Below are 13,457 nucleotides of genomic sequence, written 5' to 3' on the forward strand. Positions count from 1 at the left end.
TATACGAAGTTGAGCAGCCACAAGAAATAACAAAACCGTTCTCATATGTTATTAATCAAATAATACATAGCTATACGTTTTTATTCGCTTTCAAGTCAAAAGATAATATCGAAGGGATTCTGTTCAACTCGGATCGCAGCAAGAAGAAGGAACTATATATGCTAAAAATCGCTGATTTTATCGAATTACTATCTCCAATAGCACAGTGCTACATCGGGAGAACAATCATGCAAAGAAACAGTGATGGCGAAATGGTCGTGGTTCATAGTGAGTAAACCATTAACAAGGCCAAGCACATCGCCCGCAAAAAAACGCGGGCTGGACCTCGCTATCGCTCGGCCCGTGTTGGCGGCGTTACCTATAGAAATCTTTATCCGAAACAGACGCGTTAGAGTTAAGGCTTTAACACGGAAATGTCTCAAAACTGTGTTGCGTATGTCTTTTAAATCTACAGGTTACGCTAAAGCCAAAACGGTGAGCCGTGGTGATTTGCGAGATGACCGTCCGCCCCATGGACGGGGCGGTCGAGCATCCAAGGATGGACTGGCTGCGAGTCGACGAGCAAATGGCATGGCAAACCTATAAGTCGGGGCGGTCGAGCGGCTTGGACAACATCCGTGTTTAATTGCCAGTTCGCCATCCATGGCTCTCGTTCATAAGCTTAGAAACCCTAGGTTTCTATTCACAATGTCGTCGAGCAAATACCATGGATCGACCTTCAATAGGGGGCCTGCATTTAATAACTAAGCAATAAGTCATTTAGTGATATTAGCCTTTCTATATTTAACGCTCCTCTGTCCAACTCTTGTTAAACGAACATTACATATGCAAACTGTAGCGGCATCTTATTGTTCTAATTTGTCAGATTAGGTTTTTATGTCACTATAGGTTTTTTGCTGTGACGTTAGCATGTAAAGCAAGATGAGCTTTTAACGCCTTGAATCGCCAGCAAACAAGGATAGCGAGGCTGTTATTCCTTGGTAAAACCCGTTAGCGTCTTTATCGACAGTTTTTTACCTGCGAGATTGGGCATCAGTGACTCAAGGATGATCCTATGAATAAACGTATCGTGATTTGTGCCGATGGGACTTGGAATCGGCCCGAGAAAGATCTTAAGGTCGATTTCCCCACCAATGTGCTGCGCCTCGCGCGTGCTATCAGCCCGATAGCGGCTGATGGCAAACCCCAACAAGTATTTTATGATTGGGGCGTGGGTTCCTATTACGATCAAGCCATTGGCGGTGCGACAGGGCGCGGTTTACATAAAAACATCATGGATGGTTATCGCTATATAGTGCAAAACTATTCCCTTGGCGATGAGATTTATCTCTTTGGTTTTAGCCGCGGTGCTTACACTGTGCGTTGCTTGTGTGGTTTGATTAATAACTGCGGCATACTTAAACGTCCCGATGCGGCGTTGATTCAACAAGCTTTCGACCACTATAAAAAAAGCAGTGCACCCTTTGCGCCTGATGGTGAAAAATCCCTCGAATTTAGAGCGAGATACAGTCATGAATCTCGGGAAATCAAGTTTGTTGGCGTGTGGGATACTGTGGGCGCTATGGGGATCCCTATTTCATTTTTAGGCTTGTTCGAAGATAAAGACGAGTTTTACGACACTAAAATTGGCCGCAATGTGCGCGTTGCCCGCCATGCCTTAGCCATAGATGAACATCGCAGTGATTTTGAGCCGACCATTTGGCAACTGCGTGACAATATGGATATGCAGCAAGTGTGGTTTGTGGGCGCCCATAGCAATATTGGCGGCAGTTATAAACCCGATAAAGACGGTTCATTGTTGTCGGATATTGCACTGTTGTGGATGATATCCGAGGCGCAGAAATTTAATTTAAGCCTAGAGCCACACTTAGCCGCGAGTGTGCATCCAAATCCGCTCGCGACCTTACATGACTCGAGACGCAGTTTTTATCGGATAAAACAGGAATATTTGCGACCACTCGACCCTGAGCAAATCCCAGTACTTTTGCATCATTCGGTGAAGACCCGCTGGGATCAAGATCCTCAGTATCGCCCCAAGAATCTACAAACTTATATCGAACACTATGGCTGGCCAGAGCCGCTAGTTTAACTCTATAACCCCAAGTGACCTGAAGAGACTACGCCTGCATCTTCAGGCGGTTTGGGGATAAATACTAAGGCATATCATGATTAAGCGACACTTAGCTGGACTCGTTTTTGGGCTCAGTCTGTTTTTTCCCCATAGCGTATTGGCGCAGCCCGCTAAACGCATTATTGCGCTCTCGCCCCATGCGGTGGAAATGCTTTACGCCATAGGTGCGGGCGATACGATTGTGGCCGCAACCGATTATGCGGATTATCCCGAGGCGGCAAAAAATATCCCGCGTATTGGCGGTTACTACGGCATTCAAATGGAGCGGGTGATGGAGCTTAATCCCGATCTGATTGTGGTGTGGGATTCGGGTAATAAAGCCGAAGATATCAACCAGCTTAGGACGTTAGGATTTAACCTTTATGGTAGCGATCCTAAAACCTTAGAAGGCGTCGCCAAGGAGCTTGAAGAGTTAGGCCAACTTACGGGGCATGTTGAAGAAGCAAGCAAGGCTGCGGCCGCTTATCGCGCTGAGCTTATCCGATTGCGGGTTGAAAATGCTAAAAAATCAGAACCTAAGGTATTCTATCAACTCTGGTCGACCCCCTTGATGACAGTCTCTAAAAACAGTTGGATCCAACAGATCATCAGTGTGTGCCATGGACAAAATGTGTTTTACGATGCTGCCAGTGATTATCCGCAAGTCAGTTTAGAAAACGTCTTGCTGACCTTGCCCGAGGTGATTTTGCAGAGTGAAGAAGAAGGTAATGTGAAAGGGGTTGATTGGCGCCAATGGCCAGAAATTCCTGCCGTGAAGAAACAGCATATTTATCAACTCAATGCCGATTTATTACACCGCGCGACGCCCAGAGCTTTACTTGGCGTTCAAGCCTTATGTGATGCCTTGGATAAAGCACGTTAAATAAAACGCCTGACAGATTATTCCGTCAGGCGTTTAGTCAGATGTTGCTATTTTCTAAGCGTTTAGAAAGGCGCGTTGATGTCGACCACATTAATCAGCTTGTGGTTTACAAACTCTTTCAATCCTAAATCAATCAACTCGCGGCCATAACCTGAGCGGCGCACGCCACCAAAGGGCAAGTCGGCCTTGACCATAGTTGGATGATTGACAAACATCATGCCTGTGGAAACCTGCTTAGCGACCGCCAGCCCGCGTTGGGTGTCGGCGGTAAACACTGAGCCACCCAGTCCAAAGGGTGAGTCATTGGCGATGGCAATCGCTGCTTGCTCATCCTTCACCCTGTGGATACTGGACACAGGGCCGAAGAATTCCCAATAGTAGGCGGGGTTATCTGGCGTCAGGTTTGTCAGTATTGTTGGCTGCACAAAGGCGCCTTGCTGCGGCACTTTAGGACCCACTTCGGTCGCGGTTGCGCCGTGTTTTACGGCATCACGGATCTTCTGCTTCAACTCATCGGCTGCGCCTTGGGAAGACAGCGGTGCCAGCGTAGTGGCCGAGTCCATAGGATCGCCTGCTTTTAGCGCTTCGATCCCCTTGATATAACCCTTCATAAATTCATCGTAAATGGCTTCAACTAAGATCATCCGCTTAGATGATGTACAGACCTGCCCCGCATTCCAGTGACGGCCAAACACAGCCCAGTCGATAGTCTTAGGCAGATCGGCATCTTCAAGTACGATAAAGGCATCTGCGCCACCCAGTTCTAGGGTGGACTTTTTCAGTGCCTTACCCGCCAGAGCGGCAATGATCGATCCCGCATCTTCTGATCCCGTGAGCGCAACACCATGCACTTTGGGCGAATTGATGATCTTTTCTATCTGCTCTCGGGTGGCATACAGATTTTGGAATGCACCAGAGGGCAGTCCGGCATCGCGCATTAAGCCTTCAAATGCCGCAGCGCACTGGGGCACGTTGGATGCATGTTTGAGTAGTAAGGTATTTCCGGCGGCAAGCTGCGGCGCTAAGATGCGCGCAATTTGGTAGTAGGGAAAGTTCCAAGGTTCGATAGCCAATAATACGCCCAGCGGTTCGTTAACCAGTATTGCTTCACCTTCGGCGGGATCGGCAACCGGCAGTTTTTGCGGTGCCAGCAGTCGCTCGGCATGTTCGGCGTAGTATTCGAAAATTTGCGCCGATAGTTCGACTTCAGCTTCGGCTTCTGCTGTGACCTTGCCCATTTCTAAGGTCAGTAGATTGGCGTATTTCGACTTGTTGTCTCTGAGGATCTTCGCTGCCTTAGACAGTATTGCGGCCTTGTCGGCAAAGGGAGTGGTTCGCCAGCTTAAAAATGCCTGATGGGCGGATTCTATCGCCTGTGTGACTTCGGTATCTGTTGCATTTGGAAATTCTTTAATGAGCTTTCCCGTAAAGGGATTGGTTGTTGCATAAGCCATATGTGCCTCCAAGCGTTTAACAAATAGAGCGTAAATGCCAGCTTTGGCATCGAGGGTGGAAATGTCTTGTTTGTTGTGGACTCCCTTGCCATTGATTATGTGGCAAGGAAGCCTAGGATGAACGGTAAACTCGTGTGGTAGCAGGAACTATTTCAGTAGTATTAATCAATAAAATCAGATAGTTGATACCTACGGAGTACACGTCATATTGTTACGGTTAACAAGCTTCAGCTGTTTTATAGCGTTCAGCCATGGCATTGGCGGCTATCATGGCTTGATAGACATCATCTGCGGTTAATTTCATCGGCATATTGCCCATAGTATCGCCCTCTGCACAGGCTATCTCAGCCACTTTGCGCCACTCGGCCTCGATAAAGGTTTTCAGCCCTAAATCTGCGAGAGTGAGCGGTAGTCCCGCTGTTTTGATGATGCGGATAACGTTATCGATTTCGGTTTTTGGGGCATTTTCGAGCACGAGCTGAGTTAGCAGCCCAAAGACGACTTTCTCGCCGTGCTGAGCTTTATGTAAGTCTGCCACCGCTGACATACCATTGTTTACGGCATGGGCGGCGGCTAACCCGCCCGCTTCTGCACCAACACCACTGAGATAGATGGTGGCTTCAATGGTTTGCTCTAGCGCAGGTGTGACTATTTTGTTTTTAACGGCGTCCATAGCAGCTTCAACATTTTCAGTTAGTAACTGATAACAAAGTTGGGCCAATCCCAGCCCTGTGCGGGAAGGCTTTTTCAGGACTAGGTTGACGCCATCTGATTGATAGCAGGCACGAGCTTCAAAATAGGTTGCCAGTGCATCGCCTATGCCTGCCGCAAAAAATCGGGCCGGAGCCGCGGCGATAATAGCAGTGTCGGCAACGACAGCATCTGGGTTCTGTGGCAGAAACAGATAGCGTTCAAACTCACCTGTTTCGGAGTAGATCACTGCAAGTGCAGTACAAGGCGCATCGGTTGAAGCAATTGTGGGGTACAAGATGACAGGCCGTTTTTGATAGAAAGCGACGGCTTTGGCGGTATCTAAGGTTTTTCCACCGCCAACTCCAACAATAACGTTGGTATGATGCTGTTCTGCTAGCGCGCCTAAGCGCTTTATCTCGGCTTCGCTGCACTCATAGTTGAATTTTTCGAGGTGGCTGCTGATCCCATTTTGATCTAGCCCAGCGACCGCTTCATTCTTCACGCGGCTGAGGATAAATTCATCGCAGATGATAAAAGCATTGTCACCAAAGTCCTTAACATAATCATGCATTTGAGCTAATAGGCCCTTGCCGATAATGAATTTTTTAGGGGAAGTGACGGTACGTGGAACGACAGTGCTCATAGAGCCTCCTTTGCACTTATGACGGTTATCCTTTCATTCTTACCCTAGCATACGCCTAAATTAATGTCATAGCATGAATGGTGGCAATGTTTTTATTGCTAAGCGTAAATTACTACTTTAGTGCTTAATTGTTAGATTAATAATGTGGTTTATTGTTTTATTTTTCGAGTTAAATGCTTTGGTTTCTCCCTGATTTAAGGCAAGGATAGGGCGCAGAGAGCGAGGCGATCTAAGCGGGCGAAGAGATGTAAGATCTCAAAAAAAGCTAACGGTGGATTGTGCGAATAGCGGTAAACGTCTGCTGTCTAAACACTGCATAGTCATTAATGTAATGGGATTTTATTACCTTAAACTCGTCCCAAGTCTTGCTCGGTATTCATGCTTTATGTGATGCTCTGTACTGTCGTTCATTGGTGTCATAGCGAGTGAAATCGTCGGCTGAGATAAAAGACCAGTAATCAAGGAGTGAAGATGACACAGCAGAATGCGTTAGGACAATTTGTCAGTAAAGGTAAGTTAATATTCTTTTGTGGCAAAATGGGCGCAGGTAAATCAACCTTATCGCGACAAATTGCTGAGGCCGAAAACTGTATTTTAATCTCGGAAGACGCATGGCTGGCGGCGCTATATCCCGATGAAATTAAAGATTTTGATACTTACTTGAGCTATTCCGCTCGCCTTAAGCCTTTGCTTAAAAAGCATGTGAAGGAACTGCTCTGTTCGGGTGTTTCTGTGGTCATGGACTTTCCCGCGAATACTATCAATCAGCGCCTGTGGTTTCGAAGCATTTTTACTGATTGCGCCGCCCATAAACTTATTTATCTTAATCACAGCGATGCGCTTTGTTTGAGTCAACTCGATAAACGCAGACAAAGCCACCCTGAGCGCGCTATGTTCGATACCGAGGCGATGTTCTGGCATGTGAGCGGTTATTTTCAGCCGCCGACTCTGGATGAAGGCTTTGATCTTGAGGTGATAGAAAGATAATTATAGTGAATAAAAACAATAGGAAATATCATGTACCAAGTGCTTGAGGAGGTTGTTTCAGCCAATGATTTTGTTCGCCTACGACAGATTTCTGGCTTAAGCCCTAGACCATTGGAGGGCGCCATTAAGGCTTTGCCAAGGAGTTTATATGGCGTGCAAATAAAGCTCGCTGAGCAGACTGTGGGTATGGGGCGTGTGGTTGGTGACGGCGCGCTCAACTTCGAAATTGTCGATATCGCAGTGGATCCTGAGCATCAAGGTAAGGGATTAGGGCGGCTTATTATGCAGCACATCATGGCTTATCTAGATCGTGAGGCTTTTGAGGGCGCGTATATTACCCTGATGGCGGATGTGCCTGAACTCTATGAAAAGTTTGGCTTTAAATTTAGTCGTCCCGCAAGTGAAGGCATGTATATGGTGAAATAACGGCGCTAACCAATACACTTGTAACTTAGGCACTTATAGCAGTAGAACTCAAACAGTAGAGCTCAAAACAACAATCAAAGGAAGATTACCCCATGAATACCTTACTTATTTGCTTATTTGTCGCCATGTTATTGCCATATCTTGCGAAAGGTCCAGTGGCTTGGGCTATGGCAAAGACGGGTGGTTACGATAATAATCATCCCCGTGCTCAGCAAGCACAGCTAACCGGTTTTGGCGCTCGCGCTTTAGCGGGACATCAAAATGCCTTTGAATCATTGCTGGTGTTTGGCCTAGCCGTATTAGTGGTGATTGCCACGGGCAAAGTGAATCCCACCACTGAGTGGCTCGCAATCGTCCATGTAGGCGCCCGCTTTGTGTATCACATCCTCTATCTTGCCAACAAAGGCACCTTAAGATCCCTCACATGGTTTGTTGCCATCTTCAGTGCTTTCGGGATTTTCTTTCAGGCTTTTTAAGCTTGGATATTAAAGGATCTGCGCCAGTTTTTTGATACTTTCCCGCAGATCATCAGGCGTATGAGCGGCATAGCCCAGTAAGATAGCTTGCCTTGGATAGGGGGCTTGGCAATATCGAGACAAAGGCTGTGCCCCCAAACGTATTTGGCGGCATTTGTTGATCACTTCCTCTTCGGTCAAGTCGCCCTTCAGCCAACACACGAGGTGAATACCTGAGTCTGAGGTTTGAACGGACAATTTGTCGGGCAGATACTGCTCAATTGCCGCGATTAGCGCTGTTTGGCGTGCTAAGCAGGCTTTTCGCACTCGGCGAACATGCCGCGCATAATGTCCTTCGGCGATAAACAACGCTAATGTTGCTTGCTCTAGGTGAGCCGTGTGCGTATCGGCATAATATTTTGCCAACTGGAAAGCCTGTATCAGTTTAGGGGGCACCACCAAAAAGCCGAGTCGCAATTCAGGCAGCAGCATCTTGGAAAAGGTGCCTGCGTAGATCACCCGCTGTTGTTTATCGAGTCCCTGCAGTGCCTGAATTGGGCGGGCGCTATAACGAAACTCGCTATTATAGTCATCTTCTAAAATCCACTTATTCTGCTCAGCGGCCCAATCGAGTAAGGCCAATCGTCGTGGCAGACTTAGCATACCGCCGAGGGGAAATTGGTGTGAGGGCGCGGTAAAAGCCAGTTTCACTGCGGGCCACCGCTGGATCGCATCGGCAATATTTGTGCCCTCATCATCAACACTCACAGGACGAACCCGCATATTTTGCGAGAGAAAAGCGCCTAAAGCCCCGTCATATCCAGGTTCATCAAGCCAGACTTCATCTCCCTGTTGGAGTAGTACCTGCGCTGTGAGGTTAATGGCCTGCTGAGTTCCATTGACTATGATGATCTGCTCAGGTGTGCAATTGAGGCCGCGTGTCGAACGCGCATAATCACTTATCGCCTCACGCAGCGGCAAATACCCCGCGCTATGGTTTGATTTACCTAAGGTTTTACGCGATTGCCGCCAAACTCGGCCTAACAGCCGCCCCCAAAGTTGGTGCGGGAAAAGATCGACGCATCCGACGCCAATATTAAACATGCTATGGCTGTGGTCCGTATTCGCCTTCGCTTTCAGTCGCGTCATTTCTATTAACTGTGGATTAATTTCTAATTTGGAATCAAAAACTTGAGCGCTTTCTCTGGCACGGTTTGGTATATCGATCAGTTCATCGGGAATGGTATCTGAAACATAAGTACCCGAGCCCGGTTTAGTCAGCAGATAGCCTTCATCAATCAGGCGCTCAAACCCTTGCAGTACTGAGTTACGTGAAATCTGCATGGTTTCCGACAAGGCTCTGCTGGATGGGAGCTTCATTCTAGGATGTAAACGTCCATCAAGAATGGCCTCTCTAAACGCATGATAAAGCTGATCTTTGAGGATGCCATCTTTGAGTTGCAAGTGAGGGAAATTGGATTGAGGTTTTTTCATTTGCTAACTGGTACTGTAAAAAATACAAAAAGTGTACCTTATGCGGTACCACAATTGAATCTAGAATCTTGCTTCAGTAAAACTGAGACCATTTACTTAATTTCAAGGAGTGCGCTAATGTCCAGCCAATCACTAACAGTGACCATTGATATGGTTAAAGAAACGGACTATTTACTCTGGTTACCACACTGGCGTGATTATCAGACTTTTTACAAAGTGGCGTTATCAGAAGCGACCACCCAAGCCACGTGGCGCCGATTCTTCGATGACCAAGAACCCATTTATTGCGCAGTTGCAAGAGAGGGCCAAAACTTACTCGGTTTTGTGCACTATGTTTTTCATCGTTCTACTTGGGCCGAAACGGATTATTGTTATCTTGAAGACTTGTTTGTTGCCCCAACGGCAAGGGGCCAACATGTTGGAAAACAATTGATTGAGTTTGTAAAGCAAGCGGCCATTGAACACAAGTGTGCGCGCCTGTACTGGCATACACAGGAAACAAATTTAACCGCGCAAAAACTCTATAACTGGATTGGTGAAAAACCGGGAGTCATTGAGTACAGAATGCCGCTGTAAGGAGGGGCCTTTAATTAACGCATTAATTGGCTAGCTTATTAATGCGTTTATTATCAGTTTCTTGATAGTTTCAAATTCTTTCAATCCTAATGCTAAAGGGCTTTTAGCATTAGGTTTTAATGCACGTTTTAATTGCGACTAATCGCAGCGATAACCGCATCGGTCAGCTCCCGAGTATTCGCCGTTCCGCCCATATCGCGGGTTAAAGACTGCTTATCTTTCAATACGTTTTCTATCGCGCTGAGTATCAGGTCGTGCATTGCGCCATAACCTAAATGTTGCATCATCATAGCGCCCGCCCAAATTGTGCCTAAAGGATTGGCAATACCTTGGCCTGCAATATCCGGCGCCGAACCATGTACCGGCTCAAACATCGACGGAAATTCCTTGCTTGGATTGATGTTCGCCGAAGGGGCAATGGCGATAGTGCCAGTGCACGCAGGGCCAAGATCAGACAGGATATCGCCAAACAAATTTGAGCCAACAACCACGTCAAAATGCTCGGGTTTTAGCACGAAATTTGCCGTCAGAATATCGATATGATATTGGTCGACCTTAACATTGGGATATTGTTTTGCCATTTCCCCGACGCGACTATCCCAATAGGGCATAGAGTGAAATATGCCATTGGATTTGGTCGCCGAGGTTAAGTGCTTTGCCTCGCGGCTTTGGGCTAAATCGAAGGCATATTTTAAGATGCGATCTGTGCCACGACGGGTAAAAATGCTCTGCTGGGAGACAATCTCATGTTCAGTGCCTTCATATTGAATGCCGCCGACGGCGGAATATTCGCCTTCCACGTTTTCACGTACTACATAAAAATCGATATCGCCGGGCTTTTTACCCGAGAGTGGGCAGGGCACGCCTTCAAATAACCGAATAGGCCTAAGGTTCACGTATTGCTCAAAGGCTCTGCGGATCGGTAGTAGCAATCCCCAGAGTGAAATATGGTCGGGAACTCCTGGAAATCCAACAGCGCCTAAGTAGATGGCATCAAAGGATTTTAGTTGCTTAAGTCCATCCTCTGGCATCATGCGACCGGTTTTATGGTAGGTTTCACAGGACCAGTCGAAGTAGGTCCACTCAAACGCCACACCTAAGATTTTTCCTGCGGCTTCGAGTGTGCGTATCCCTTCGGGGATCACTTCTGTACCTATGCCATCTCCGGCAATTACGGCGATTTTTACCTTAGACATCTTTGACTCCAATAGGGGATTCTGCGTTTTTAGTATGTTATTCCATATTCGTATCGTGTATGAATAGGCTAAATGTTTTGTTAAGGATTACGAATCGTGAGTCAACTGCCGCCACTTGAAGATTTACGGGTCTTTGTTATCGCCGCAACAAGCGGGGGATTTACAGCCGCTGCGGAGCAATTATCTTTTTCTCCAGCGTATGTGAGTAAACGCATTGGCCTATTAGAAAAAGCGCTCGGAGTGCGCTTGTTTCTGCGCTCTGCCAGAAGTGTCAGCCTCACCTTAGAGGGCAAGATTGCCTTGGAATGGTCCGAACGTTTGCTCGATACCATGGAGCAAATGAGCCTTGAAATTAGCTTAGAGCAGCAAGTGCCACGGGGGCGATTACGTATCGCAACTAGCACAGGATTTGGCAGCCACTGTATTGCGCCGATTATTTCAGACCTCGTGTTCCACTATCCCGAATTAGAAGTTGATTTAGAGTTGCTCGACCGCCCGGTCGATCTGGTCTCTGAAGGTTTTGATCTAGAGGTCCGTGTCGGTGGCGAATTGCCACCGCAAATGATTGCTAAGCGTCTTGCGAGTAATTATCGGGTATTGGCTGCATCGCCGACCTATATCGACACGCATGGCATGCCAAACAATCTCGCGGCATTAGCCGAGCATAAGTGCATAGGGATCCGCGAGCGCGATCAAAACCATAGAGTGTGGCGATTGGAAAGTGCGGCTGGCATAGCCTCGGTTGATTTAGCGGCTTCCTTGATGACCAATAATGGCACAGTCGCTAAGCAGTGGTGCCTTAAAGGCCACGGTATTATGTTGCGCTCCATCTGGGATTTACAGCAAGATTTCTTAAGTGGCAGATTAGTCAGAGTACTCCCCGAGTATCATCAATCCGCTGAAATTCATGTAATTTATGCATCACGATTAGAAACGTCTGCCAAACTTCGCACCTGCGTCGCCTATCTTGAAGAGGCATTACCTCGTTTTGCTGGCACTGGAATAAGTTGATTTTATTTCGCCAATCTCTATTGGCGAGTGAACGCTCGCTATTTTCATATTGAGTTTAAATAAATCAAGGTGTTGGATTTAATTGCTGACATTGGGTCAAGAGGCGGCCAAGAAGGCGCTCGTCCTATTCTCCTTAAAAAATGATCGTAATAGGTCATTTTGTATATCTATTAAGCAAACTGTCAGGTTTTTACTGTTACCTTACGCCCCCGATGTATTGGCTAATCCCATTGCTACCGTTTTACCTCAGTTAAAGAGATACCATGTTTATAAAGTTTAAGCTTCCCGTTGCTATGCTCGCACTCATTGCTTTGTCTGTTTTATGCTCTTCGGTGTATGTGCAAGAAACGCTAGCGACTAAGCTGATTTCGAATAGGCTGCCAGTTGATGCTCTTGGTTTTCAGTCACTGACGGCTTCCAATCCTTTAGTTGCCAGTCAGAGTGCTCTACATCATATGCAGAGTTTGCCAAAACTGATGACGACTTCCCTGGTGCAAGCGAATCAAGGTGCTGTTGCAAACCCAACGGTTGCTGAACATTTCTCATCCCCAAAAATGCTTGAGCAGTCATCCTTAGACAATCCAGAGTCTAAACAACTGAGTCTGAATATCAGTTCTCTCGATGAACTCATGGGCTTGTTTGACTCGCTTAATTACACGCCAGAAAGCTTTCGTGATGGTAATAAATCGGTCCCTAGATTGACCTTTGATGCCGTGGGTGAGGGCTGGAGTTCAGTGTCAAGCCAACTCCCGGTGAAGCAAAAGAAAATGGTGTTTCTTAGAATGATTGCCCCTTTAGTCTTATTGGCGAATGAGAAAATTTTACAAGAAAGACAGGTCATTATGTCTGCCCCCCTTGATGATATTGCGTTATTAGCCTTAGGGGTAAAGTACAAAGTAATAAGCAGTGAAGATAAACCGCTGTTAGAAGCCCAAAGACAAATGCTACTTGAAAGGGTGGATATCCTGCCACCATCGTTAGTGTTAGCTCAAGCGGCAAAAGAAAGCGGTTGGGGCACATCGCGATTTGCCCGTGAAGGTAATGCATTATTTGGGCAGTGGGATTTCAAGGGTAATGGTATGGAACCTAGGCAAAAGCGCCAAGGTTTAGGCAATTATGGTTTAGCACGATTCGATACACCATTTGCTTCAGTAGAAGGGTATTTGTTGAATTTGAATACCCATAATGCTTATCAGAAGATGCGAGATTTTCGTGCCCAATCAAGACAAGCTAATCAAGCTGTGACAGGCTCTGCACTCGCAGGGACGTTAGACCGATATTCGGAGCGCGGGCACGCCTATGTTGAGGCGATTCGTCAGATGATCCGTACCAATAAGCTATATCTGGTGGATGATATTTATTTAAGTGATGACGCGCCATTACATCTATTAACAAGAACAAACTAAGTGATTGGTAAAATAACCATTTTCACTTAACCTGAATAAAGCGCACTTTAATTAGGCTTATATAGGTCAATTTAATCAAGGGCATCCGCATTACCCTATATCCCAATTTTAAACTTTGCCTTT

The 13,457-nt window shown here is 46.7% G+C and carries 14 protein-coding genes; 10 read left to right on the forward strand and 4 right to left on the reverse strand.

Going from position 1 to position 13,457, the window contains the following annotated elements; translation table 11 throughout:
- The 4 genes from L5L97_RS16115 to L5L97_RS16130 form a co-directional block, all read left to right on the forward strand.
- A partial coding sequence (locus L5L97_RS16115) for a hypothetical protein (RefSeq protein WP_263182823.1) occupies positions 1–275 on the forward strand: 275 nt, incomplete at its 5' end.
- 160 nt (positions 276–435) lie between these two features.
- Complete coding sequence (locus L5L97_RS16120) at positions 436–585, forward strand: hypothetical protein (protein ID WP_158497601.1); 150 nt, start codon at positions 436–438, stop codon at positions 583–585.
- A gap of 469 nt (positions 586–1,054) precedes the next feature.
- Entirely contained in the window at positions 1,055–2,089 is a 1,035-nt protein-coding gene (locus L5L97_RS16125) for a DUF2235 domain-containing protein (RefSeq protein ID WP_263182827.1), read from the forward strand.
- 76 nt (positions 2,090–2,165) lie between these two features.
- The gene (locus L5L97_RS16130) at positions 2,166–2,993 is read left to right on the forward strand and encodes a cobalamin-binding protein (RefSeq protein ID WP_263182829.1); all 828 of its coding nucleotides are present in this window, start codon (positions 2,166–2,168) and stop codon (positions 2,991–2,993) included.
- A 62-nt stretch (positions 2,994–3,055) separates the two neighbouring features.
- Here the strand turns inward: L5L97_RS16130 and L5L97_RS16135 are convergent, their stop codons facing one another.
- A complete protein-coding gene (locus L5L97_RS16135) occupies positions 3,056–4,447 on the reverse strand; it encodes an NAD-dependent succinate-semialdehyde dehydrogenase (protein ID WP_263182831.1) in 1,392 nt (463 codons plus the stop codon).
- Positions 4,448–4,664: 217 nt separating this feature from the next.
- A complete protein-coding gene (locus tag L5L97_RS16140; protein WP_263182832.1) occupies positions 4,665–5,783 on the reverse strand; it encodes a glycerol dehydrogenase in 1,119 nt (372 codons plus the stop codon).
- A 471-nt stretch (positions 5,784–6,254) separates the two neighbouring features.
- Here L5L97_RS16140 and L5L97_RS16145 point away from each other — a divergent pair, with 471 nt between their 5' ends.
- The 3 genes from L5L97_RS16145 to L5L97_RS16155 all read left to right on the forward strand — a co-directional run bounded on the left by L5L97_RS16145 (position 6,255) and on the right by L5L97_RS16155 (position 7,672).
- A complete protein-coding gene (locus L5L97_RS16145; protein WP_263148787.1) occupies positions 6,255–6,770 on the forward strand; it encodes an AAA family ATPase in 516 nt (171 codons plus the stop codon).
- A gap of 30 nt (positions 6,771–6,800) precedes the next feature.
- Positions 6,801–7,196, forward strand: coding sequence for a GNAT family N-acetyltransferase (locus tag L5L97_RS16150; protein ID WP_173243103.1), 396 nt, complete (start codon positions 6,801–6,803; stop codon positions 7,194–7,196).
- A gap of 92 nt (positions 7,197–7,288) precedes the next feature.
- A complete protein-coding gene (locus L5L97_RS16155) occupies positions 7,289–7,672 on the forward strand; it encodes an MAPEG family protein (protein WP_105251622.1) in 384 nt (127 codons plus the stop codon).
- 9 nt (positions 7,673–7,681) lie between these two features.
- On the opposite strand, the gene L5L97_RS16160 is transcribed toward L5L97_RS16155, so the two are convergent.
- Positions 7,682–9,145 (reverse strand): PLP-dependent aminotransferase family protein, encoded by a 1,464-nt coding sequence (locus L5L97_RS16160; protein ID WP_263182836.1) that lies wholly within the window; start codon positions 9,143–9,145, stop codon positions 7,682–7,684.
- Positions 9,146–9,262: 117 nt separating this feature from the next.
- On the opposite strand from L5L97_RS16160, the gene L5L97_RS16165 reads away from it, so the two are divergent.
- Positions 9,263–9,721 (forward strand): GNAT family N-acetyltransferase, encoded by a 459-nt coding sequence (locus L5L97_RS16165; RefSeq protein ID WP_219251144.1) that lies wholly within the window; start codon positions 9,263–9,265, stop codon positions 9,719–9,721.
- A gap of 128 nt (positions 9,722–9,849) precedes the next feature.
- Here the strand turns inward: L5L97_RS16165 and L5L97_RS16170 are convergent, their stop codons facing one another.
- The gene (locus tag L5L97_RS16170; RefSeq protein ID WP_219251145.1) at positions 9,850–10,917 is read right to left on the reverse strand and encodes a tartrate dehydrogenase; all 1,068 of its coding nucleotides are present in this window, start codon (positions 10,915–10,917) and stop codon (positions 9,850–9,852) included.
- Positions 10,918–11,013: 96 nt separating this feature from the next.
- Here L5L97_RS16170 and L5L97_RS16175 point away from each other — a divergent pair, with 96 nt between their 5' ends.
- Positions 11,014–11,928 carry a LysR family transcriptional regulator gene (locus L5L97_RS16175; RefSeq protein WP_263139951.1) on the forward strand — a complete coding sequence of 305 codons (915 nt, stop codon included), beginning with the start codon at positions 11,014–11,016 and terminating at the stop codon, positions 11,926–11,928.
- Between the two features lie 263 nt (positions 11,929–12,191).
- On the forward strand, positions 12,192–13,334 hold the full coding sequence (locus tag L5L97_RS16180) for a glucosaminidase domain-containing protein (RefSeq protein ID WP_263139952.1): 1,143 nt from the start codon (positions 12,192–12,194) through the stop codon (positions 13,332–13,334).
- The last annotated feature ends 123 nt before the right edge of the window (positions 13,335–13,457 follow it).

The sequence above is a fragment of the Shewanella sp. SM71 genome (assembly GCF_025653905.1).
In the GTDB taxonomy this organism is placed as follows: Bacteria; Pseudomonadota; Gammaproteobacteria; order Enterobacterales; family Shewanellaceae; genus Shewanella; species Shewanella oncorhynchi.